We start from the raw sequence: 24,963 nt of genomic DNA, 5'->3' as shown, positions 1-24,963 counted from the left end.
TTGGCGACGGCAGAATTATGCAAAAGCGTCCTTATATCATGTGGCTTGATTGCTTATTAGAGCCGAAGAACCCCACCAAAGATACGCTTTGTCTCCTCTCCCCTTGCTAAGGCTACGGTTTACATACAAGTCTGAAATAGCTTATTAACCAAGCTTTTACCCCACCCTAACCCTCCCCTTATAAAGGGGAGGGAACTGGATTTCTTATTTCCCCCCTTTATAAGGCTACGGTGTATACACAAGTCCTAAAATCATTGCCTGGTAAGATACAAGCCTTGGTAGGCAAGGTTTTGAGTTAAGCGAACTGATTATCAATAGTGTCAGCTTATTGATAGAGTCCTAACGGAAAATCAAAGATTTTAAAAAAAATTTTCTGTTGTTTTTTGTTGATTTGATTGCCAACTCGACTTGTGTATACACGGTAGCCTTTATAAGGGGGGATTAAGGGGGGTAATTTACCGAGGAACGAAACGCAACCTACATTGGAGTTATTTTTTAGGCAAAACCTACGCAGTATTGACACAGGTGGGATTTAACTGATTCTACATATAGTCAGATGAAATATTTCTGCCAAGTTTCTTATCTTGGGATCACAGCTTAGAGTTGTTACTCCGTTCAGCTCAAAGATGGAAAAAACACTAGGAGTATAACTTGAGTCTTACTATGGATTTAAATTCTTTGTTCAATCTAAATACATTTATTGAATTATTACTGGGGATTAGTTTGAGCGCGGCGGCTGGCTTTCGAGTATTTGTACCACTGCTAGCATTGAGTGTGGCTTCAGTTTTTGGACATTTAGATTTACCGACTAACTTTGATTGGGTGGAAACACCTCAAGCTGTAATTGTTTTTGCAGTCGCTTGTTCGCTAGAAATTATCGGTTATTACATTCCTTGGTTGGATCATCTGCTGGATGTTGTTGCCACTCCTGCGGCATTTATCACCGGGACAATTGTCACAGCATCTGTTGCTCCAGAGATGAATCCACTGGCGCAATGGACGTTAGCTTTAGTTGCTGGTGGTGGAACCGCAGGATTAACTCAGGGATTAACGAATATATTGCGGATAAGTTCTACAGGCGTTTCCGGTGGATTAACCAATCCTGTTGTGTCAACCATTGAGCTGCTCATCGCCATCGGACTGTCTGTGCTGGCGCTAGCTTTACCAGTGGTAGCAGGAACGATCGTGATTGGTTTTCTAATAATAGCTATTCAAAGAATTTGGAGTTTCTTCTTGAATAAACCGTCTTCTCAAATTAACGAAACCGTTTCTCCATCAAGAGAATTGGGATAAGTACTTATGGATTTGTTTTATAGCTGCGACGCCGAATAGCCCGCACTTCTCTACGAGACGCTCCGCGAACGACAAGCTCAGTGACCATCGTAGACATCGCAATTATATCAATCCTAAATGAGTTGTGAAAATGCGCGATGTCCACATCCCCGACTTCTCGAACAAGTCGGGGATCTAATTTTTCACGAATGATTTAGGATCGCAATTATAAAGCGATCGTAGTTGTAGGATGTGTTCCGCTTTCGCGCTAGCACACCTTTTGAACTTTGTGAATGAGTCTTTGAACTCCGTTAACGAGTCTTTTATACTCGTGAATGAGTCTTTTAGCTCCGTTAACGAGTCTTTTATACTCGTGAATGAGTCTTTGAACTCCGTTAACGAGTCTTTTATACTCGTGAACGAGTCTTTTAGCTCCGTTAACGAGTCTTTTAGCTCCGTTAACGAGTCTTTTAGCTCCGTTAACGAGTCTTTTAGCTCCGTGAATGAGTCTTTGAACTCCGTTAACGAGTCTTTTAGCTCCGTTAACGAGTCTTTGAACTCCGTTAAGGAGTAAATGTTATTGCCAAGCGATCGCCTACGACAAGTATTGTATCCTAAGCACCCTGCAAATTTAAATATTACAGCCCTTTCTACGCAGATAGAACACATTAATCTAGCCTCACTCCCCATAACCTGCGATACACTAATCTGGTAAATATCGCTACAAAGTTGGTGAGGTTTGCAGGTGACAAACGAAGAACTGTTGCAAATTATTGAACGAGCTGCCAGGGAAAAAGCAACGGTGCTATCCCTCTATAACAAGAAACTCAGCAGTCTGCCACCAGAAATCAGCCAACTTTCAAGCTTGACAGCGCTAGCCCTCGATCAAAATCAACTCAGTAGCTTACCGCCAGAAGTCTGCCAACTCTCCAATTTGACAGCGCTAGACCTCAATAACAATCAACTAAGGAGCCTGCCGCCAGAAATCTGCCAACTTTCCAACTTGAGATGGCTATCCCTCTTTAACAATCAACTCAGCAGTCTGCCGTCAGAATTCAGCCAACTCTCCAACTTGACAACGCTAGCCCTAAATCACAATCAACTCAGCAATCTGCCACCAGAATTTAGCCAACTCTCCAACTTGACAACGCTAGCCCTAAATCACAATCAACTCAGCAACCTGCCGCCAAAATTTAACCAACTCTCCAACTTGACAACGCTAGCCCTCAATCACAATCAACTCAGCAACCTGCCGCCAGAATTTAGCCAACTCTCCAAATTGACTGAGCTATACCTTTCTAACAATCAACTCAGTAGTTTGCTGTCAGAATTCAGCCAACTCTCTAACTTGACAATGCTAGTCCTAAATCACAATCAACTCAGTAGTCTGCCGCCAAAAATCTGCCAACTCTCAAACTTGACTGAGCTACACCTCTCTAACAATCAACTCAGCAGTCTGCCGACAGAATTCAGTCAACTCTCAAACTTGCTTGAGCTAGACCTCTCTGACAATCAACTTAGCAGTCTGCCGCCAGAAATCTGCCAACTCTCAAACTTGACTGAGCTATACCTCTCTAACAATCAACTCAGCAGCCTACCGCTAGAAATCTGTCAACTCTCAAACTTGACAAGGCTATTCCTCAAGAACAATCCACAACTAAGCTCGCCGCCGCCTGAAATTGTTGAGCAGGGAACGCAGGCAATTTTGAACTATCTTCGAGCCAGGTTAGAAGCCAAAGGATAATATCTTTCTAAACTGCTAGTCATTGGTGAAGAGGATGTGGGTAAAACATCATTAAGAGCGCTACACGATGAAGATTTTCACACTTACGAATTCACTACCCACGGCATTGAAATTAAATGGCTTTTAACAGTACCATTGCAGGGATTATCAAGGTATATTTGACTAGAATTAAGGTATTATAGCGATTATTATTTGGATACTATAAGCGGTAGGGGGTTTACAGAAGTGCGCCTCTACAACTGACACGCCAGTTTAGCTATAAATTAATATCTACGGTTTTACGGGTATTAGAAAAATGAAGTTTACAGACTGGGTGACTAGGGTGCTACTAATCTGGCTGATGTTCGCCACTCTAATTGTAGTGCTGCTAATTGGACGAGCAACAAAATTACACAACAATCCGACAACCTCCCGTGCAGCCAATCCACAGGTTACAGCTTTCAGTAAATATCCCCAAGCGCAATTTCAATCAGCGAAAGAGCCAGAGAAGAAATTTCAAAATGTTATCAAGTCCCCAGTCAAGACTAACCAGCCTGTCGCAAGATACATAACCACTCAAGCTTTTGCACAGTACAGACCTAATTATCAAGTTGTCTCAGTCGATCCAAGTAACTACGGTGAACGTTACGCCCAAGATGTTAACGGCGTTCCTCTCAACAATCAACCAATTATCGTCATCCATGAAACTGGTTATTCAGCTTCTAGCGCCATCAATTTCTTTCAAGTAGCCCATAGCGATGAAGGTGTGCAAGCAAGTTACCACGCTTTAATCAAGTTAGACGGAACGGTAGTTTATCTAGTACCGCCAGACAAGCGGGCTTTTGGTGCAGCTAACTCTGTGTTTGATGGTTCGCAGGGAGTGGAAACTGTACAGACTAATCCGAATTTACCCGCGTCTGTGAATAATTTTGCTTATCACGTCTCTTTGGAAACACCGCCAGATAGTTATGACAGTAGCAGCCAACAAACCCATAGCGGCTACACGGAAGCTCAATATCATTCTCTTGCTTGGTTAATTGCTCAAAGTCAAGTTCCAGACGATCGCATCACTACGCACCATTTAGTAGACCGTTCTGGTAAAAAAGTTGACCCGATAAGTTTTGATGGTCAGAAATTTCTGAGCTTACTTAATACTTATCGTCAGGTTAGACCAGTCTATCGAGTCAGCAAATAATTCAGATGAATAAGAGATCCCCCAACCCCCTTAAAAAGGGGGCTTTTTATATCCCTCCCTTTTTAAGGGGGGTTAGGGGGGATCAAGTTTTCAGGTTTTTGGGTGCGTAAGTCCTATTTAATTTTGAATTGTTAACTTGCTCAAGAAGGCGCGATCGCGTCAAAATAAGAGTTAAGACGCTGTAATCTAACTTAACAATGACCACAACGCAGCTTGAGCAAATTTCCCCTCAATTAACACCGCCAAATGAGCGGGGATATGAATACGATCTGGTAATTGTCGGCGGTGGGATTATTGGGTTAACTCTAGCCTCTGCTTTAAAAGATTCTGGCTTGAGTGTCTTGCTGATTGAGGCGAAAGTAGCATCTGCGGCGGTAGCCAAGGGACAAGCTTATGCAGTTCACAAACTTTCGTCGCTAATTTATCAAGGAATTGGCGTTTGGGACAAAATGTTGCCGCAAATCGCCAAGTATTGCCGAGTCCGTCTTTCGGATGCCGATCACCCCGATGTGGTCGAATTTACCACAGATGATATAAATACAGCAGAGTTGGGTTATGTAGCGGAACACCAAGCTTTGTTGCAGCCGTTGCAAGATTTCGTCCAAGATTGCCCCAATGTGACTTATTTGTGTCCGGCGGAAGTGGTAAATACGCAATACCAGCAGAATATAGTCGCCATCGAGATAAAAATTGCCGATCGCCTCAAGACAGTTCGCAGCAAATTAGTTGTAGCAGCAGATGGATCGCGATCGCCAATTCGGCAAGCAGCTGGAATCAAAACTTCGGGCTGGAAATATTGGCAATCTTGCATTGTCGCCTTTGTCAAACCAGAAAAACCCCACAATAACACCGCTTACGAAAGATTTTGGTCTAGCGGCCCCTTTGCGATTTTACCTTTACCGGGGAACCGTTGCCGCATTGTCTGGACAGCCCCCCATGAAGAAGCAAAAGCTTTGTGTGCTTTAAATGACGAGCAATTTTTGGCAGAACTCAGCCGCCGCTATGGCAATCGGATGGGGAAACTGGAATTACTTGGCGATCGCTTTGTTTTTCAAGTACAACTCATGCAAAGCGATCGCTATGTTCTCCCGCGACTGGCATTAATTGGTGATGCGGCGCACAATTGCCATCCCGTCGGCGGACAAGGTTTAAATTTGGGTATTCGGGATGCCGCAGCTTTGGCGCAAGTAATTCAAGCAGCGCACAAAGCGGGTAAAGATATTGGCGATATTCAGATTCTCAAAGGTTATGAACGCTGGCGCAAGCTAGAGAATCTGACAATTTTAGGTTTCACCGATTTGTTAGATCGGATGTTCTCTAATAATTTCTTCCCCGTGGTGGTGGTTCGTCGTCTGGGTTTATGGTTTTTGCAGCGAGTACCTATATTAAAAGTATTTATGCTGAAATTGATGATTGGCTTAAAAGGGCGGACTCCAGAATTAGCAAAACGATAAAGTTTGAGAATGCGATCGCTGATATGTTTACTTTTTAAATTTGCAAAAAGTTAGCGATCGCTTGCGGTAATGGCAAAATAATTACAATCAACAAAGCCATTGCCAGTAACCCCCAAACGTCACGTTTGTTATCTAATTCAGTGACATCATTCAGTGCAGGTTCATCAATCAACGGCATAAATAATAAGATAATCGCCCACACCAAAAATTCTTCCCGAACTAAAGAAAGTAACAGCAACAACACACGAGCGATTTGACCAATTACGATCGCAGTTCGTTGTCCAAACATCGCATGGACAATGTGACCTCCATCTAATTGTCCCACAGGCATTAAATTTAACGCTGTGACAACTAGTCCTAAAAAACCTGCTACTGCAACTGGATGCAAATCGAGGGCTGATGTTGCTGTTAACTGACTTCCCAAAGCTAACTTCGAGAGTATAGCCAGTAAAATTGAATATTTAGGATTGAGAGCATCAGGATTTAAAAGTCGGGTTTTTTCAGTCAGGGAAACTATATCAGAATGAGCCAAACCCCATATTAGTAGTGGCAAGGTGACAACAAAACCTGCAATTGGCCCAGCGATACTAATATCAAATAAAGCTTTGCGGTTGGGAATAGGACTACGCATCTGAATAAATGCGCCAAAAGTTCCCAAGAAGAAAGGCACGGGAATAAAGTAAGGCAACGTCGAGCGAATCTTGTAAAATTTAGCTGTTAAATAATGCCCAAGTTCGTGAGTGCCCAAAATAGCCATCAGTCCTAAAGCATAAGGCAATCCCTTGAATAGGACATCTGGGTTAGATAGAAGTTTGAACAAAGATCCAATTTGCCAGATAGGCGGCAGAGTAACACCAGTATTTTGCACTCCCACCAAGGTAGTAGTGATCAAAGTAGCTACTAGCAGCATCAGCGCTAATCCTGGTCGAGTTAATCGTTCCTGGTTGCGTCGTGGTGTATCTGTCTGTTTCGCAGCTTGAGTGTTGGGAACTAGGACAAAGAAAGGTTTGCCATTGAAGCCTTCTTGAAAAATCAGCAAGAAGCGATCGCCAAATTGTGCTTCAATATTAGTTTTAATCTGCTGGTAAGCGTTGCTAGCTTTAGTTCGCAACTGACCCCGGCAAATCACAGATTGTGGACGATACTCAATATTTTGAACGTAGTATACAGACCAAGGAAAACAATTTCGCAGTTGAGTTTCTTCGGCTGGTTCAATGGGACGCACTATTGGTTCTGGGATAGGCTGGATAGTCGGTTGTGATTCTGAGGCTGGGGTTTGGGCTTCGTCTGTCTGCGTATCTGTTGGTACTTGACGCCCCCATTGAAACAACACCCAGTACAAGACTGTGCAGACAAATACTGACCAGAGGATCAGCCCTGGCGGTGGAGGTTGTTTCGCTCCGTAGATTAGCGTCCATCCACTCAACAGAAATGCTGGTGTCATTAAAACCAGCCACAACAACCATACTGGTGTGCGGGTGATGCGAGCAACGCTGCGCTGCACCATTAGATAAGTAGCAAGCCCCAGCAGGAGGATAAACAGAAACCAAAATGCCATGTTCTCTTCAGTAATTTTGACAAAACGCCCCACCAGTAGCTTCAGCACCATAGCATTAACTACAAGGCAGACCTCAAATCCCAATTTTTTTTACAACGGTTAACAGTGCTGGTTAACGCTCAAGTTGCAATTCTTGAGAATTTCCGCACTGTCATCAAATTGTCCACAACTCCTCAGTTTCGGTTCTTTGATTATGTGCCCTTTACCTCAACAGCCAAGTCATACAACTAAGCCACCACGGGCTGTCTTCCCTGACGAAGTTCTCAGCGGAGGTTCTCTGCAATCGGACTTCGCACAAGAGAGCATTTTTGCCTTTCCACCCAATCGGGACACATTAGGGGGAACCTCTTATTTTATTGTAAGAAATGAAGGCAATATCCTCATAGATTGCCCTGCACTAGAAAAAACAAATCAAGATTTTTTAGCAGCGCATGGAGGCGTGCGTTGGTTATTTGTCACCCATCGCGGTGCTATTGGCAAGACTGCTGAATTTCAGCAAGCTTTTGGCTGCGAGGTGCTGATTCAAGAGCAAGAAGCGTATTTATTACCAGGCTTAACCGTAACTACCTTTAGACAAGAATTTACTCTTGATGCAGCTATGCAAGTGATTTGGACACCAGGGCATTCTCCCGGCTCATCTTGTCTCTACTACAGCGAACTTGGGGGTATATTATTTTCTGGTCGCCATTTACTCCCTAACCAGCACGGTCAAGCAGTACCATTACGGACAGCTAAAACCTTTCACTGGCCAAGGCAAATTCAGAGTCTTCGATTATTGTTAGAACGTTTTACACCAGAAACTCTCCAGTATATTTGTCCTGGAGCTAATACAGGATTTCTTAGAGGTAAGCGAGTTATAGATCGAGCTTATCAACACCTCGCCTCTCTGGATTTACTAACTTTGCTGGGGATACAACCATTTTAGAAGTAGGGGGGCGCAAGGCCTTGCACCCCTACTAATCAATATTTAGGTTGAGCGTGAGTGCAAGACTATAACAGCTCGGTGATGGAAAACAAGCGTTGTCGGTCTATTTGTTGAAGCTTGATTTTTTCAGTGTAGAAAGCCTGATAATAGTATTCATAGCGCTCTGGTTCCGCTTCTGGATCGGTTTGTTGCCATAGTTCCAAAAAGTGACGATAGCGTTTTTCAAGCATCACTAAATCCATACAAGCGATCGCAGCTTGAACTACTTGCCCAGTCCGCAGTATTTCTTTTTGGTTTTTTTCATCCACATGAAATAAATGGGAAATTAACCCGATCTCGCTGTCAAATTCTAAGAACCGATCTTGAAGGCGGGAAATTAAATTTGGTAGAGACGAAAAACTTTGCGTCTCTCCATCACCGGATGAAATTTCTAAAATCTGTTGCCATAAAAATCGGTGGTGGGAAAGACTAAATTGCAAATCTCGCTCCTCTAGTTCGTCAACAATCATTTGACGCTGTTCGGGACAATGCAAGTAAATTCGCAATAATAATGCCTCTGCGTGTTCTAAAAGGCTGCGTTCTGTAGGGAGTGAGGAGTTGGGAATGGACAGTGAGGATTTGCCACCTCCCCATGCTTTCTTCGCTGACACAGGCCTAGAATATGTAGCCGCAGCCGGAGCAATTTGAGTTAACAGATTTTCGACTCTTAAGGGTATAAGTCTGGTATCTCCTAAACTGAGTATTTCTGCACAGTAAGAAACGTAATAGTTGCGTGTATCGCTGTTAGCAATATTTTTAAGTAATTTGACTATTTGCTGAGTTACTTGCTGAAAATCAGTAGCCTGTTTTAAGTCTCGGTCTTGAATAATTTGCTGAATCTGCCAGTCTAGCCAAAGTGGCGCATTTTTTAGCAGTTCTCCATAATCTTCTGGAGTGTGACTATGCAAGTATTCATCAGCATCTTTGCCATCGGGTAAATTGAGAATTTTTAGCTGAACTTCGCCCTTGTATGCGAGTTCGGCAATTTCACCAATCGCCCGTTCTGCGGCATTGATTCCAGCTTTATCAGCATCAAAGTTGAGTATTAATTGTTTCGATTCGGTGTAGCGTAATATTAACCGGACTTGTTCTAAGCTTAAAGCTGTACCGAGTGAGGCAACAGCGTTATTAATACCAGCGGCGTGGAGAGCGATCGCATCAAAATATCCCTCCACCACCACGGCTCGATCGAGTTTAGAAATACCATCTTTGGCTCGATCGAGGGCAAATAATGTTTTACCTTTACTAAAAAGTTCGCTTTCGGGTGAATTCAGATATTTAGGCTGTTCATCAGTCAAAGTTCTCCCACCAAAGGCAATAACGCGTCCTTGGACATCACGGATGGGAATCATCAAGCGATCGCGAAATACATCATAATACCCACCACCTTCCCGGCGTGGCTTAATCAATCCCGCTTTTTCCAGTATTTGCACTGGGTAATGTTTATCATCCACTAAATAACGATAAAGAGTTTCCCATCCTGCGGGAGCATAACCTAAACCAAATTGCTGTATAGTTTCTTCTTTGAGTTGGCGGTTAGATTGCAAATATTCAAGTGCTTTTTGTCCTTGGGATTGTCTCAAGGCGTGTTGATAAAACTGTGCTGAGGAAGCCAGAACTTCATATAACTGCTCGCGCAAAGATAGTTGACGCTGTAATTCTTGACGTTGTTCGGGTTCGAGAGTTTGTATAGGTACTTGGTAACGCCGCGCTAAATCCAGCACCACATCAGCAAAAGAACGCTTTCCCAACTCCATGACAAACTTAATCGCATTTCCCCCAGCTTGACAGCCAAAGCAATAATACATTTGCTTGGTTTGACTAACGGTGAAACTGGGAGATTTCTCATCATGGAAAGGGCACAAACCGACAAAATCCTTTCCTCGTTTGCGTAAAACTACGTATTCCGAGACGACATCTACAATATCAGCCCGTAGTTTAACTTCCTCAATTGTGTCTGGGTGCAAGCGGGGGATTTGCATATATTAGTCATTAGTCATTAGTCATTGGTCATTGGTCATTGGTCATTGGTCATTGGTCATTGGTCATTGGGCATTAACTTTGAAAAAAGGACAAAGGACAAAGGACAAATGACTTCTGATCGCTATTATATTCTTGTTGCTAGACCAAGAATGATGTATACAATTGCTTAAACTTAATTTTATCAGAGGAAATACTGAAAATGGGGCGTATTTTTATATCAGCAGCTCATGGAGGCAAAGAAGCGGGAGGAATAGACCTAGGTGCGATCGCAGGTGGTACAAGTGAAGCAAAAGAAATGATTTTGCTGCGGGATTTGATTGTCACGGAACTGAGAGCGCGGAGTTTGGAAATTTTAGCGGTTCCTGATGACTTAAGCGCCGCCCAAACTATCTCTTGGATCAATTCCCGCGGCCGCCGGGGTGATGTCGCCCTAGAAATTGCAGCTAATGCGGCTAACAGCCCTTCTGTGCGTGGGGCTAGCGTTTTCTACATCACTAATAATAGCGATCGCAAGAGCAATGCTGAACAGTTACTAGTAGGATTGTTGCGCCGCGTACCCCAATTACCGAATCGGGGAGTCAAGCCAGATACAGATAGTGGATTGGGTAGTTTAGCATTTTGTCGCCAGACAACGCTGCCAGCTTTGTTGATGCAAGTGGGGTTTCTCAGCAATCCAGAGGATCGGGCTTTGCTGCAAACTCGTCGCCGCGATTTTGCTTTGGGAATTGTCGATGGATTGGTGACTTGGAGTCGTGTAATTGACCCCACTCCCGGAACTCCAGCCCAAGTAAATTATCCACCTATTAATATTAATATTAATGGACAAAGTTACACCGAGCAAGGAATTTTAGTTAATGGGAATGCTTACATCCCCATTGATTTAGTAGACCTTCTCCGAATTGACCTTTCAAAAGCGGCTAATGTCAATCGCATTACCTATCACAAAGTAGTTTATGTCAAAGCAATCGAACTGCGAGATTTTAATGTTGCAGTTAATTGGGATGCAGCGACGCGTACTGTTAGCTTGCGCTCGAATTTAGTAGTTTGCCCCGGTCAATTTTCGCGGGTAATGTCGAACGGTAATACTTCCGAAGTACAGTTACAATTATTTTTAAGAAATAATAATGAAAATGCTATAACAAAGTTTCCTGACATCCCCAAACTTTATCGGGAAGAAGCAGGTATAGAGGGAGTGAACTATGATATTGCCTTTTGCCAAATGTGTGTAGAAACGGGATTTTTACGGTTTGGTGGTGATATTAAACCTGAGCAAAATAACTTTGCAGGCTTAGGTGCGATCGGTGGCGGTTCGGAGGCTGCGTCTTTCCCAAGTGCGAGAATTGGAGTTAGGGCGCACGTTCAACATTTGAAAGCTTACGCTAGTTTAGAACCTTTGGTACAGGAAGTAGTAGATCCCAGATTTCGTTTTGTCACACGCGGGATTGCGCCATTAATCGATCAGCTATCAGGGCGATGGTCAGCAGATTTAGATTATGGTACAAAAATTTCAGCAATGCTTAAACGATTATATGAATCAGCAGGACTTCTTTGAGTATTGAGTAAATTATTCCAAGTAGGTCTGCGTCAAAATTTGTAGTTGGAATAAAGCAAGAAGCAAGAGGGCTTTAGCCTAGTTTATCTTTGTTTACCGGGGTATTAACTGCTGACTCCAACTGTTTGCCGTTCTCGTCGTGCGACTTCTGCACGTACTAAAGGTATAACATCACGCCCATAAGCGATCGCATCCTCTAAAGGATCGAAGCCCCGAATCAATAAGGTAGTCACACCTGCATCGTAATAATCAACCAAAGCCTCTGCGACTTGTTCTGGTGTACCCACTAGAGCAGTAGTGTTACCTGCCGCACCAGTAGCTGCGGCGATCGGTGTCCATAGACGCTTATCATAAATCTCATTTTTGGCGGCAAAATCTAGCAGACGTTGCGATCCTACCGCCTGTGGTCTAGCTGGGGTAGCTAATTTTGCGCCTCCTCGTAACTCTTGAATTCGCGCTAAAATACTATGTGCTTTTTCCCAAGCCTGTTGTTCTGTAGCACCAAGAATCGGTCGCAGAGAGACACTGAAGCGAATGGAGCGATCGAGTGGTAAGGCAGCACGCACCTCTGCAATTCGTTCTTTAACTGCGGCAATTGGCTCACCCCACAAGGCATAGACATTACTGTGTTTGGCTCCTACCTGTACGGCTGGCCCAGATGCACCACCAAAGTAAAGCGGGATGTAGGGCTTTTGCAGCGGCTTGATCGCAGAGAAAGCATCCTTGATGCGGTAGAATTCACCTTCGTAATCAAAGGGAGTGTCGCTTGTCCAGACACGACGAACAATTTCTAAATATTCATCGGTGCGACGGTAACGGCTGTCATGATCTAGCCAGTCACCATCTCTTTGCTGGTCAGCATCACTGCCACCGGTAATAATATGTATTGCGATCCGACCGTTGGTAAAATGGTCAAGGGTAGCTGCCTTGCGAGCTGCCAGAGTTGGTGCCACAAAACCCGGACGATGAGCAATTAAAAAGCCCAATCGCTCGGTTGCTGAAGCTGCGAAACTAGCAACAGTCAAACCATCCGGGCTACTAGAACTATAGCCAATCAATACTTTGTCAAAGCCTCCTTCTTCATGGGCTTTGGCAAATTCACGAACATAAGCTGGATCGATGATGTCATCGCCCAGACCACCTGATGCACTATTTAATTCCGAAGTCCGTTTTGTCCGAATCAATCCAATAAATTCAATTGGCATAATTAATTCTCCTAAAAATGTTGGGGAGCAGGGGGATAAGGGAGACAAGGGGGACAAGGGGGACAAGGGAGACAAGGAGGAATTATTGAAAATCTCTCCCTTGTGTCCCCCTTTTTTCTTGTCTCCTTTGTCTCTTCTCCATACCCTGTTTGGCCAATACCTAATCCAATAAGTCTCGTTCTGACTGGTTAAGAGCCTCTAAGCTGGGAACCCATTCTAGGAGGCGGAGCCTCCAGTAGCTTGACAAGAGGCAGAAGCCCACTTTAAATACATTCTCAAGCCTCTAGGCTGGGAACAAGACGAAACAAGCCTTTAGGGTTTTCTTAGTACCATTCGACCAATGCCCTATCCCCAATCCCTATTCCCTAATCCAATAAGTCTGGTTGGTCGTGGGTAATTTCATCCCATAAATACTGGAATCCACCCCAGCCTGCTTGGTGAGTACCACCGCGTTGTTGGATCTTTAAGGCGATGTCGTGGTCAATCAGGATGGGTTTTCCTACAGCTTCTGCTAGCAATTGCGCCTTAGCAGTATCCTCTAACCTGATATACCACCAAGCGGCTTCATCCACACTGTGTCCCACGGTCAATATTCCGTGGTTGCGTAAAATCGCCGCTTTGCTCGTTCCTAGTGCCTGGGCAATGCGTTTTCCTTCGCTTGTTTCTAAGACAATGCCTGTAAAATCATCAAATAGAGCATGATCTTGGTAAAAAGCACAGGAATCTTGGGTAATCGGATCGAGCAACCGACCCAAAGATGACCAAGTTTTGCCATAGAAAGAATGAGCATGAGCCGCTGCGATGACATCGGGGCGGGCTTCGTGGATTTGAGAGTGAATGGCAAATGCTGCTTGACTAACTTTGCCTTCACCTTGGACTACCTGACCTTCACTATTTACCAATATCAGGTCTGATACGCGAATGCGACTGAAATGTATCCCAAAGGGATTTACCCAAAAATGATCGGTAAGTTCGGGATCTCGGGCAGTGATATGTCCTGCCAATCCTTGAGCAAAACCCAAACGCGCAAATACCCGAAAAGCTGCTGCCAAGCGTTCTTGGCGATGGCGACGCTCTGATTCAATGGAAACGAAAGTCGGTGGCTGAAAGGGATTGCTGGGGCGGACGAGAGAAGTTTGCACCATAATTTTCAACTCCTACGTATGGATTGGGTAGACCTACAGCGTTGCCTCACTGCTGCTGAAAGCCTCAAGGTTTGTCGATAGAGATCGCTTCACCATTAAACTAGCGATAACAATAAAGAATTATGGCTCGGTGGGCGATGCCTACGGCGGTAAACTACGCAGTTTTTATCGCTGCAAAGACGTATTGTTTAATCATGTCCAGTGGACAATGCTACAAATAACTTTTGGCTAATAACCGTAAATACGTTACTAATTTACTGATACCAGCTTTTCAACTACCTATTGACAACAAATTTATTAACTAGAGTAGTGTAGCAAACTACTGCAAACCGATCGAATTACAGTAGTTTTAACTACAATGAAATTACCACAGTTCATTTAAATAAGCAAGCTAAATATAGAGTTATGCTAGAAAATATACTTGAGGAGACTGTTGTGATTTGTTAAGCTGTGGAGCGAGCGATCGCCTGGTTTTTTCGGTTCTCACATATCTCCTTTATATTCTTCTAACAATTGCGGAATGTGATCGTAACCATCTACACCGATAACCGCAATAATTTTCGGGCGATGTTGTTGTAAGAACTTTTGGAAAGCTTCTGCCCCGATTTGTCCTTGTAAAATTGTCAGTAACCCTGCTGCTTGACGCCACTCATTAGAAGCAATTTGCTCTAAAAGATACATTCCCAAGCAACCTGTGTAAACAGTTTTTTCAGAATTTTGCAGGTGATAATAAGCTTCTGCTAAATAAACTAAGTTCCGCCCTTGGAGATACAAATCACCGGAAACTTGCGCTGTTTTAAAACCATCTTCAAGATATTTAATTGCAGTTTGGTGTTCTCCGATTACTAAATAGGCAATTCCTAAGCTGCTGACACATAAGGCTTTACTTTGCAGATCGCCTAATTTTTCTGATAATTTTAAACCTTGTTCCAAATAATTAATTGCGGCTTCATAGGTTTCGGGTTCTAAGTTTTCCAATTCCTGAGCTTGCATGACTTCGCTGTAACCCAAATTTACCAGCGCGTTTGCTTCTCCTGTGCGATCGCCTGCTTGCCGACTCAGTATTAATGCTCGTTGACTGTAATTAATTGCTTCAGCATAATCTTGCTGTTGTACGTAGGTACGGCTGAGGTGGTTGAGATTGGCAATTTCACAGGTGCGATCGCCTGCATTTCTGGCTATCTCTAACGCTTGCTGATGAAAATCAATTGAGCGCTGGTATTGTCCTAAAGCACGCTGAGAATAACCTAAAAGTGTCAAAATCCGCGCTTTTTCTTGGGTTCCCTCGCCTCGTCGCAGTGGTTCATCTAAATAATCTAGGGCATCTCGTAAATAAGTGCCAGTAAAAGAGGCAAAAATCCCGCCGTAAAAGGGAAAATACGGACGCTGGGCAAAGGTTCGCAAAATCTGGAGCATGATTTGAGAACAGGCATCGCTGTATATTGTCCCAATGCTCCTAAAACCACTTGCTAATTGACTCCAAATCACCGCAAAGGTCAAAAAAGTGGAAATGGACAACTTTGGCCCAGCCTTAATATCGTAAGCTTGTTGGTCAAACCAGCTAATTAGTCCCCGTTGCAAGAACTGTAAAATTAATGCCATTTCCACCCAATCTCTGAGGGTAATACCACGCTGTCGTTCGGCAAACTCAATTGCGGATTCTTCCCTAGCTAAAGTGCGAAGCAGTGCTTGGGGTAACTCACTATTGAGTTGTTTTGCCCAACTTGCCCAAGGGCCGCGTTCTCCCGGTACACCGCCAAACCCCAGAGATTCTTTTTGCTCGTACATCCAACTGAGCAAGTTGTCTTGCAATCGCTGCCAAGAAGCTAAACCACGGGTAATCCCTTCGGAAAATTGTTGTAAATCAGCATCTGCCTGGGCAAATTGCTGCAATGCCTTGGACAACTGCTGTAACTGTTGTAAATTTAGCGGATACTTCTGATTGGGGTCAGTAACTCGGATAAATGTCGCTAGACGCTCGGCAGCGGTGGCTGTGGTGATTTCTGTAACTGCGGAGGCGATCGCTTCTGTTGCTTTGTTTTGCTCTTGCCAGCGTTGCCATTGACTTTGAATGGTCTTAATGGCTCTCAAAGAGCGAGTCGCCTTGGCTTTCTTAAGTTCGTCTTTTTCGTTATCTACTTGGCTTTGGAGGGAATTCAGGCGATCGCTCAAAGCTAGCTCAAAGACTTCCCCTGTACCGGAAGAGATTCCTTTAAGCAGCATTTGATACACCTGTTCTACAGAGCTAATTTTGCCCTTGAGGGTGGTTTCGACAATTTCATCGATTAAGGCAAGATAGCGATCGCTTAATGGCAGAGAGTCTGGCACTTTGGCTACTAGAAGAATGTCACATCAATTCTAATTCTAGTCTTGGCTGCACAGGTAGGGGAAAGAATTAGCCACTTTTGGGCAGTCATGGTTATAACAAATGCAAAATTTAGAAAAATTTATTTAGCGATTTGTTATCATTCCTTGAGTGATTCGCTTTTTAACTACGCGATAAAAAAATAATGGAATGCCTACAATATAACGGTCTGCTAAACGAGTAGGTTCAGTAATTAAGCGTGTTAACCACTCCAGACCATTATCAGTCAGCCAACGCGGGCCGCGATATATAGAGTCAGTATAAAAATCTAGACAAGCACCTAAAGGTAAAAATACAGTAGTTTCAATTTTATTGAAGTTATCTAAAATCCAGCGTTCCTGTAATGGCATACCAAAACCAATATATAAAATATCTGGTTGGAATTTATTAATTTTTTCTATTACCAAATCATTCTCTTTTCCTGATTTATCAAAATAACCATGATGTCCTTGTACGCGTAAATTAGGCGCAATCAATCCTAACTTAGTAATTGCCTTATCTACTACGCCAGGTTTTCCAGCTAACAAAAATAAAGAAAGGTTTTCTTGCTCGCACTTGAATGCTAAATCTTCTATGTAATCTGGTGCTGTCATTCGATGTGCAGATTGCATTGAATAACCATTGAATCTAGCTCCTACCATTACACCAAATCCGTCACAAAATACTAAATCAGCTTTATTCAAAAAATCTCGATACCAAGACTTTTCATAAGCGAAATTCATTGCTCTGATATTCACATGTCCTACAACTGTCTTTTTTTTATTTTTTGCTGCTTCTATTAAATAATCAACTAATTCTTGTACTTGAACTTTATGAAATCTTGTATCAAGCAATTTAACTTCCGGAAAAGTTTTCATTTCTGCATTCCCTCACTTATTAGCCAGTATACCAAGTTTAGAAGAATCAGAACAATAAAATAATAATACCTTTATCGCTACCTTAAATTTTCATAATTTTAAATTAAATTCCTTCCTTGATAACATCTATTATCCTTGCATACAGAATAAATTACGTCGTTTTTGAATTTGGTGTTTAATACATAGGGTAAGTAACTTAAACCTACTTTCATCAAGATGGTTATCAATTGATAACTGCTGTATAAATACCTCTTAAAGATGTAAGATATTTGTTGATGTCCAAGTCTTTAACTCTGACTCGTGCATTATTTCCCAAAGATATTCTCAGATTTTCGTCTGCAATTAAAGATTGCATTGCCTCTGACAATTGTTGAATATCCCCCGGATCAACTAATAAACCATTCTGATTTTGAGTAACTATTTCGGGTATTCCTCCCACTCCAGTAGTGATAACTGCCAAACCCCAACTCATTGCTTCTAATAGTGCCATAGGCAAACCTTCGTTGTAGGAAGGTAACACAAAGACATCAGCTTTAGTGAAAAGATCGTCGCGTTTTTCTCGATCTACCCAATCAAGAATAGTGATGTAGTCAGTAAGATTTAGAGTTGGGAGCAAACTACGAGCTTGTTCTACATCTCCATCCCCGGCTATAACTAACTTAGCTTGGCTTTGTTGAGCAACAGGCATAGAAGCAAATGCTTTAATTAAATCAAAAGTACCTTTGCGCTCACCAATGCGCCCTAAAAATAAGAAAAATATTTGTTTGGAATCTCTTCGCTGTGGTATTTGTGCGGGAATTTTTACCGGGTTAGGCAGAACAATAACTTGTTCTGATTTCAAGCCAAGATTCTCAATGTAGAATTTTTTCCAGCTATCTGATAAAACGATGAAACGCGTACATTTACAAAACGACCAACTTAGCCACTGCTTAAGCCATTGGGGTAGTTTTGAGTAAAACAAATGAAAATCAGCACTATGAGTATGAATAATTACTGGCTTTTGAAATAGCCAACCAATCAGAGTAGTGATTGAATGACGAAAAGCGCTACCTCTATCTGAAACATGGATGTGAATTAGGTCAGCTCTTTGGTTTAATAAGTTCCAAAATAACTCACCTATTGCTTGCAAAAACACTAACACTTTATAGACAGTAGAACCATTTGGTAAAGTTGTAATGTGTTTAATTTGAATATCAGAAGTAGTTTCTTCAAGAATGAGCTTTTCCACAGAAACTATTCCACCTTGGCGCTCCAAGCTTTCGCCCAACATAGTAATTTTTATGGGACTCATAATTGCTATTAATATATTTTGAAAATTGAGTACACAGATATTTATATAAACTATTGAATGAATTTATTCTAGTTTATATCCAAGGGCGTACTCCCAAAGCATTTTGAGAATTAATCGTAATAACTCTATCTGTTTGAGCGCAGAGCCACAAATTTATTCAATGTATACTTTTATGATTTTACAGGATGATCTCCATAACAAAAATCTGTCAGAGAAATTGTTATGAGGATGTTTAAAACATTGTTGTTAATAACAGCATTCTAGCACTCTCTCATAACTCAAAGCTAAGTAACAATTTTTTGTTTAAGCTAAATCATATATTTACAGGTTGGAAAAACCAATGAATTTATTTGAGCTTTTAGTAGGAGAAGACAATCATCCAGCCCTAGTTACACCTGATGGGCGATCGCTAACCTATAAGCAATTGCGCGAGAATGTTATTGCACTGGTATCTCAACTCAACAGCTTTGGATTGAAACGGGGAGAACGCATTGCCATTGCCATGACTAACGGTTCACCAATGGCAATTACCTTTTTGGCTGCTGCCTTATGTGGCACTGCTGCACCCTTAAATCCCAAATACAAACAAGAAGAATTTGCCTTTTACTACCAAGATACCCAAGCAAAAGCACTGATTACGTTGTCTGAAGGGTCAGAAGCAGCCATTGCTAGTGTCACACCTGATATGATGGTGATTAATGCCAAGATAAATACTGACGGCACATTAAGCTTTGAATCAGTCAAAACAGGTTCACAACCAGCAGAATCCGCGAATCCCACAGCCCCCAACGCTGATGATATAGCGATGATTCTCCACACTAGCGGCACTACCAGTCGTCCCAAGCGTGTGCCGATTCGTCATCGCAACTTAATTGCTTCAGCCGGCAATCTGATTAGTGCTTACTCACTCACAGCAGCTGATACTACAATATGCCTAATGCCCTTGTTCCATGTTCACGGATTGGTGGGCTGTTTGCTGGCAACTCTGGCTTCGGGTGGTACATTAGTTTGTCCCAATGGTTTCAATGCCTTGGAGTTTTGGAAACTGGTAGATACCTACAAACCCACCTGGTACTCCGCAGCGCCAACTATGCACCAGACAATTTTGGCGCGCGCTAGCCGCAACCCAGAAATTGTCAAAACGAACCGTTTTCGTTTCATTCGCTCTAGTAGCGCTTCTTTGCCGCCGATTATCATTGAACAGTTAGAGGCAACTCTGAATGCTCCTGTGGTGGAATCTTACAGCATGACTGAAGCATCTCACTTAATGACCACCAATCCCCTACCGCCAAAAGTCAGAAAACCAGGTACTGTAGGTTATGGCTTTGGCGTAGAAGTCGGCATTATGGACTCTGAAGGCAACCTGTTATCTAAGGGAAGCTTGGGCGAGGTGGTGGTAAAAGCACCCAACGTTATAGATGGCTACGAAAACAATCCAGAAGCTAACGCCACTGCTTTTGTGAATGGTTGGTTCCGTACAGGGGATCAGGGTGCAGTTGATGCAGATGGCTACCTCCGCTTGACTGGACGGATTAAAGAATTGATTAACCGGGGTGGGGAAAAAATTTCTCCTTTAGAAGTGGATGATGTCTTGCTACGCCATCCCGCCGTCGCCGAAGCCTTAGCCTTTGCCGTCCCCCACAAATCTTTAGGAGAAGATATCCACGCAGCTGTTGTTCTAAAAGCAGAAGCTAGCGAAAAAGAACTTTTAGCTCACTGTGCAACTATGCTGGCAGACTTCAAAGTTCCCAGGCAAATTCACATTTTAGAGCAACTACCTCGTGGTGCTACCGGTAAACTGCAACGGTTAGCGATGGCGAAATTGCTGAATATAGGGGAATAGGGAGATAACGGTAGTTTACTAAACGATCTGGCACACCCACAGCGAACACGCTCTCAATAGACTAATCGTCAAAATCACAAACGTCTATGCAATCTACAAAAACAGAGATTGAACAGTCAGATCCTTCTGAGTGATACTGAAGTTACGCTGTTCTGGTGTGGCAACGAATGAAACGATCGCTTTTACAGCAAATGATGTAAATTGAAATGTCAACTTTTTATTTACACTGCAAAACTACACTGTACAGCGATTTTACTTCCAAAAAACTTTGGTATTATACGTATTTATTACATAATCTCAAGTTTTGCAACAGGCGAGACTTACGGTGAGCTACGCTAACGCACTTCATACAGCGATCGCAATTTGAGGATATCTTCCCATTCGAGATCGGTAAATGGTTGGGTAACTAGTTCTATACCAAAGTATTGTCTTGCCGTCTCTGTCAATGTCTCCACAATCTTTGCAATCCAGTTATCCTCGTCCTGTGTATTGCAAAGTGAGGTATTCCACGGAGCCGGTTGTTCAAAGATTTGCTGAAATAAACCTTTGTCTGTAGATAAAATCATCGAGCCGTGTTGAAGAATGGTATTTTTCCCCTTGCGTTGGGCACTACCAATAAATTTACTTCCATCGGCAGTAACTAAGTCAGCTGCTGTTGCTGTGTTGAAACAACTGGGATTATGAATGTAACCCCGTCCAGCAGAACCATAACTTAACTCAATACCCAAGGTTTGCCAGCCTTGGATTAAAAAGTTACAGATTTTTTCATAAGTACCCCAGCTTTTTCCAGTACTAGCTGAGGTAATCACAGAGTAGGTCAAGTTTCCTTGGTGGAGAACAGCCCTACCACCCGTTGGCCGACGAACTAGATCGAGTGGCTGTCCCTGATAAATCAGATTATGCCATTGGGCAGGCCATTGTTTTTGCAGATGTCCCAAAGAAAGAGCATAAGGACACCAGGTATAAAAACGCAAGGTAGGCGGGTGCTGTCCCTTTTCACATTGGTTGAACAACCAAGCATCGATCGCCATTTGTACTCCTCCTGATGTCTGAAGCATTGGGATAAAACGCCAGGTGGATGGTGATTCGGTTACTAGTTGTTTCATCTGTTTGGGACTGTGGAAATATATTGACATCCTAATATCAGTATTTAATAATACTTTTGTTTCAGATTATCAGGAAAAATCTGTTTATGAATTTCATCAAAATGTTTATTAAAGACAAAACTGTATTCAATTTTAGATTTTTAATCTTCCAGGATTTATGCAAACAATAGCCATCTCTACTTGAGTTTTATCCCCATTAACCTCGACAAATTTTTCAAATTTTTCCCAGTCAGTAATTTTGTGACCATTACAAGAGTGGTTGATTTGGTAAGGCTTTATAATCTCCCGTGCTGACTTTTCGTTGAAGCCAAAGGTTGAAAGCGGGGGTAAACCAGTGCGACGCCGATAGCGAGTCTGCGAGCGTCATAGCCCGTCGTAGACATCGCTAACCCACATTGACAGTTAGATTACAATCTTAGGTATAGTTTCTCTGACTGGAGTTGTTCATCGGGTGATTCAATCCGATTCAATGACAAAGCATACCAGACAAGTATTACTTAGTGCGCTCAAGGTGGTTGTCTTATGCCTGACACTGTTCCTACTATGCACAAGCAATAGTTGGGCGCAAATCACTATTGACAGCAAAATTGCTCCTCTGATTGAGAAGCTGATAGATAACGATGCCCACATCAGAAGCCTTGCAGCAGATGCATTAGTTAATATCGGTTCCCCAGCAGTACCGTCTCTGATTGAAGCTTTGAAAAATCAGGATATTAATCTTCGTTGGCACGCCGCTTCAGTTTTAGGAGATTTGGGTGCAGAAGCAGCACCAGCAGTTCCAGCCTTAAGTGCAGCATTGCAGGATGAAGATGGACAAGTCCGCCTGTACGCCACCTTAGCTTTAGGAAATATTGGTACAGCAGCCAAAGCAGCAGTTCCATCGTTGATGGCGGCATTACAAGACAAGGAGCAATTCGTTCGCATTTATGTTCCTTCTGCACTCAGAAAAATTGGTGTAGAAGCGAAAGTAGCTGTCCCAGTATTAACTGCTGCCTTAAAAGATAAGAACCCCACTGTACGTTACAATTCTGCCTACGCTTTGGGTGCAATGGGTACAGAAGCAGTATCTTCTGTCCCGAATTTAATTGCCCTGTTGAATGATAACCAATTTTATGTGCGTTTAGGTGCTATCAAAGGTTTAGGAGGAATAGCGGCAGGCTTTCAGGACAAAGCAAATGCTTTACCTACCTCCAAGTTACAGAAAGTCATCTCAGACTTTGAGCAGGTATTGGCAACTATACAAAAATACAAAGATAAATTCACAGAGACGGACATTAGGCTGATACGTCGCCCTCTCAATGCCCTGAAAGCAGAAAAAGAAACTCGCCTCTTTGATAGAGTTCTAGAATCGCTATTTAAGCATAAATTACTTTTGGGAATTGCCGCTTACCTTATCTTATTGCCTTCTATTTGGTTAATTTTCTTGCGGGTAGCCCCTTTATGGTTGTTAAAAATTAACAACGCCCTCAAACCCTACACAGATTTTTCTCTCCCATTTATCAGCGTTAATGTACCTCTGCGATATGTGCTATTTGTTGGCTGGTTTCATTACCATCCCAGAGTATTAGATGCGTGGGTAGCTAAATATATCAAAGCAGCCCGCGAACAATTTCCCAAAAAGGATACAGTTAACAGTCGCGCCTGTTACATTCCCATTCCCGTTGTTCTGGATGGTACAACAGTTCCCCAACTGATGAATGAGAATTTGCGCTCAACTTTCGAGAAACAACGTAGTTGTCTAGTAATTGGTGGGGAAGGGGGTGTAGGTAAAACCAGTTTAGCGTGTCGAATCGCTGGCTGGGCAATGGCTGAAGATGAAGACCAACAACTCTGCAAACATTTGATGTTACCTGTGCTGTTAGAAGAAGAATTTCGGGTAACTGAAGGTAAGTCGCCGCTTTTAGAAGCCATCAGAGGACAGTTGCAAGCTTTAATTGATGAACCAGAGCCGATTTGTCAAGAATTACTGTTACGTTTGTTAAGAAAGAAACGCATTCTAGTGATTGTAGACCGATTCTCAGAAATGAATGCCACTACACGAGAAGCAATTGAGCCGGAGTCGCCAGAGTTTCCGGTGAATGCATTGGTGATTACTTCCCGACTTGAGGAAAAGCTGGGGCGGGTTAATAAGACGATAATTAAACCCTTGCGGATTGAGGCTAATAAACTATCGTCCTTTATGGAAGCTTATCTCATGCAGCGAGGTAAACGCGATCGCTTTACTGACCAGGAATTTTTTGACGCTTGTAACCGTCTTTCTCTGATGGTCGGTCAAAATAATATCACTGTTTTGCTAGCTAAACTTTATGCTGAACAGTTAATCGCCAGTAAAGACGTAACATCTAATATTTCTGCGTTGCCAGAGAATATTCCTAATTTGATGCTGGGTTATATCAATGAACTCAATCGTGATGTTACAGACGAACAATTCGATGACCGCACTGTTCATCAAATTACCAAAACCATCGCCTGGGAATGCTTGCAGCAAAGTTATCAACCAGGAACCGCCAAGCGTGTAAATGCTATTGCTGCATTAGCAGCTTTGGGTATTGATGACCCGGAAGCACACCTCAATTATCTGGAAAAACGTTTGCACCTGATTCAAACTATCGGTTCTGCCAAAGATAGAATTCGTTTTTGTCTCGATCCTTTAGCTGAGTATCTTGCAGGTTGGTATTTAATAGAATTGTATGGCAATAACGATGGCAAATGGCGATCGCATTTTTTCAAAAAGGCAGATGATTTAGTCAAAACAGGCACACCAGATGCTATCAAAGGCTTGTTGTTGGCGGTGCGAGATTGCTACTTATCTGAGGTTCAAGGTAGCAAAGAAACCGACTTTGTACCCCAGAAGTTGGGTAAACTGGCTGGGTTTACACCTTCAGTCACAGCAGTTAGTACTGTGCAAGTAATACCATGAGCGATGTATTGATGTAAGCATAGCTAAATTCCTCTTTCTGGGTAGTGATGTACATTCAACTGAAATTTATTGTTTATTCTTTATAGCAATTCTCATTTGAATGGCTATTGGGTAGGGGCATTGTAAATCCCGTTAAATTATCTCCACCATCGCGCTACATCCACAATTGCACGGGCAATTTCTGCCGTTGCTGTTTCACCACCTAATGCAAAGATAACTGGAAACAATGCCTTGATATCCCTCTTCTGTCACTTTCCGAGTATTCTGAATAAAAGGATTAAAAGAAAAAACTCTGGAAGGTAAGCAGGGCAATGGATGTAGAATTACAAATCCTAAAACATTTGGCAAGAGATGCCCAGCCAACAGTTGCGATCGTAGATGAATATTGTGCAGAGTATAAAGACCTGTTCAAAGAAGTAAGAAATTATGAATGCTTCAAATATTTACACTTAGGGATAATTTCACCAATAAAAAGAAAGGCGTTGCATAATAGAGGGATGAATTGAGGTCATCTACTGTGCAATGTCCAT

General features: G+C 42.7%; 17 protein-coding genes and 1 pseudogene. 9 read left to right on the top strand and 9 right to left on the bottom strand.

Annotated features, from left to right (window positions below; translation table 11 throughout):
• The first annotated feature begins 663 nt into the window (after window positions 1-663).
• Window positions 664-1,293, top strand: coding sequence for a DUF4126 domain-containing protein (locus RMY64_RS26765; protein WP_322683185.1), 630 nt, complete (start codon window positions 664-666; stop codon window positions 1,291-1,293).
• Window positions 1,294-1,540: 247 nt separating this feature from the next.
• Here the strand turns inward: RMY64_RS26765 and RMY64_RS36915 are convergent, their stop codons facing one another.
• Window positions 1,541-1,777 carry a hypothetical protein gene (locus RMY64_RS36915; protein ID WP_416212162.1) on the bottom strand — a complete coding sequence of 79 codons (237 nt, stop codon included), beginning with the start codon at window positions 1,775-1,777 and terminating at the stop codon, window positions 1,541-1,543.
• A gap of 240 nt (window positions 1,778-2,017) precedes the next feature.
• Here RMY64_RS36915 and RMY64_RS26760 point away from each other — a divergent pair, with 240 nt between their 5' ends.
• The 3 genes from RMY64_RS26760 to RMY64_RS26750 all read left to right on the top strand — a co-directional run bounded on the left by RMY64_RS26760 (window position 2,018) and on the right by RMY64_RS26750 (window position 5,644).
• Window positions 2,018-3,016, top strand: a complete 999-nt coding sequence (locus RMY64_RS26760; RefSeq protein WP_322701592.1) for a leucine-rich repeat domain-containing protein — start codon at window positions 2,018-2,020, stop codon at window positions 3,014-3,016.
• 295 nt (window positions 3,017-3,311) lie between these two features.
• The gene (locus RMY64_RS26755) at window positions 3,312-4,190 is read left to right on the top strand and encodes a peptidoglycan recognition family protein (RefSeq protein ID WP_322683183.1); all 879 of its coding nucleotides are present in this window, start codon (window positions 3,312-3,314) and stop codon (window positions 4,188-4,190) included.
• A 197-nt stretch (window positions 4,191-4,387) separates the two neighbouring features.
• Entirely contained in the window at window positions 4,388-5,644 is a 1,257-nt protein-coding gene (locus tag RMY64_RS26750; protein ID WP_322701591.1) for an FAD-dependent hydroxylase, read from the top strand.
• A 34-nt stretch (window positions 5,645-5,678) separates the two neighbouring features.
• Here RMY64_RS26750 and RMY64_RS26745 read toward each other — a convergent pair whose 3' ends face one another.
• Window positions 5,679-7,202, bottom strand: coding sequence for a site-2 protease family protein (locus tag RMY64_RS26745; protein ID WP_322701609.1), 1,524 nt, complete (start codon window positions 7,200-7,202; stop codon window positions 5,679-5,681).
• A gap of 193 nt (window positions 7,203-7,395) precedes the next feature.
• Between RMY64_RS26745 and RMY64_RS26740 the strand changes: the two genes are divergently transcribed.
• On the top strand, window positions 7,396-8,127 hold the full coding sequence (locus RMY64_RS26740; protein WP_322672524.1) for an MBL fold metallo-hydrolase: 732 nt from the start codon (window positions 7,396-7,398) through the stop codon (window positions 8,125-8,127).
• A gap of 65 nt (window positions 8,128-8,192) precedes the next feature.
• Here the strand turns inward: RMY64_RS26740 and dnaG are convergent, their stop codons facing one another.
• The gene (gene dnaG / locus RMY64_RS26735; RefSeq protein ID WP_322701590.1) at window positions 8,193-10,148 is read right to left on the bottom strand and encodes a DNA primase; all 1,956 of its coding nucleotides are present in this window, start codon (window positions 10,146-10,148) and stop codon (window positions 8,193-8,195) included.
• A 200-nt stretch (window positions 10,149-10,348) separates the two neighbouring features.
• On the opposite strand from dnaG, the gene RMY64_RS26730 reads away from it, so the two are divergent.
• Window positions 10,349-11,701, top strand: coding sequence for an N-acetylmuramoyl-L-alanine amidase (locus tag RMY64_RS26730; RefSeq protein ID WP_322701589.1), 1,353 nt, complete (start codon window positions 10,349-10,351; stop codon window positions 11,699-11,701).
• A gap of 104 nt (window positions 11,702-11,805) precedes the next feature.
• Here the strand turns inward: RMY64_RS26730 and RMY64_RS26725 are convergent, their stop codons facing one another.
• The 5 genes from RMY64_RS26725 to RMY64_RS26705 all read right to left on the bottom strand — a co-directional run bounded on the left by RMY64_RS26725 (window position 11,806) and on the right by RMY64_RS26705 (window position 18,564).
• Window positions 11,806-12,906 carry an LLM class flavin-dependent oxidoreductase gene (locus tag RMY64_RS26725; protein ID WP_322689742.1) on the bottom strand — a complete coding sequence of 367 codons (1,101 nt, stop codon included), beginning with the start codon at window positions 12,904-12,906 and terminating at the stop codon, window positions 11,806-11,808.
• Window positions 12,907-13,271: 365 nt separating this feature from the next.
• Window positions 13,272-14,051, bottom strand: a complete 780-nt coding sequence (locus RMY64_RS26720) for a class II aldolase/adducin family protein (protein ID WP_322672528.1) — start codon at window positions 14,049-14,051, stop codon at window positions 13,272-13,274.
• 483 nt (window positions 14,052-14,534) lie between these two features.
• A complete protein-coding gene (locus RMY64_RS26715; RefSeq protein WP_322701588.1) occupies window positions 14,535-16,379 on the bottom strand; it encodes a tetratricopeptide repeat protein in 1,845 nt (614 codons plus the stop codon).
• 123 nt (window positions 16,380-16,502) lie between these two features.
• Window positions 16,503-17,273: a WecB/TagA/CpsF family glycosyltransferase gene (locus RMY64_RS26710; protein WP_322689745.1), complete on the bottom strand. Its 771-nt coding sequence runs from the start codon at window positions 17,271-17,273 to the stop codon at window positions 16,503-16,505.
• A gap of 223 nt (window positions 17,274-17,496) precedes the next feature.
• The gene (locus RMY64_RS26705; protein ID WP_322701587.1) at window positions 17,497-18,564 is read right to left on the bottom strand and encodes a glycosyltransferase family 4 protein; all 1,068 of its coding nucleotides are present in this window, start codon (window positions 18,562-18,564) and stop codon (window positions 17,497-17,499) included.
• Between the two features lie 340 nt (window positions 18,565-18,904).
• Here RMY64_RS26705 and RMY64_RS26700 point away from each other — a divergent pair, with 340 nt between their 5' ends.
• A complete protein-coding gene (locus RMY64_RS26700) occupies window positions 18,905-20,407 on the top strand; it encodes an acyl--CoA ligase (RefSeq protein ID WP_322701586.1) in 1,503 nt (500 codons plus the stop codon).
• Window positions 20,408-20,742: 335 nt separating this feature from the next.
• On the opposite strand, the gene RMY64_RS26695 is transcribed toward RMY64_RS26700, so the two are convergent.
• Entirely contained in the window at window positions 20,743-21,513 is a 771-nt protein-coding gene (locus tag RMY64_RS26695) for a biotin/lipoate A/B protein ligase family protein (protein ID WP_322701585.1), read from the bottom strand.
• A gap of 451 nt (window positions 21,514-21,964) precedes the next feature.
• Here RMY64_RS26695 and RMY64_RS26690 point away from each other — a divergent pair, with 451 nt between their 5' ends.
• Together RMY64_RS26690 and RMY64_RS26685 are read left to right on the top strand one after the other, a co-directional pair.
• On the top strand, window positions 21,965-24,433 hold the full coding sequence (locus RMY64_RS26690) for a HEAT repeat domain-containing protein (protein ID WP_322701584.1): 2,469 nt from the start codon (window positions 21,965-21,967) through the stop codon (window positions 24,431-24,433).
• A 311-nt stretch (window positions 24,434-24,744) separates the two neighbouring features.
• Window positions 24,745-24,918 (top strand): annotated as a pseudogene (locus RMY64_RS26685) (IS701 family transposase); the annotation flags it as partial.
• Window positions 24,919-24,963 lie beyond the last annotated feature (45 nt).

This window comes from Nostoc sp. DedQUE08 (assembly GCF_034530895.1).
In the GTDB taxonomy this organism is placed as follows: domain Bacteria; phylum Cyanobacteriota; class Cyanobacteriia; order Cyanobacteriales; family Nostocaceae; genus Nostoc.
This window is presented reverse-complemented; position numbering and strand designations above follow the sequence as displayed.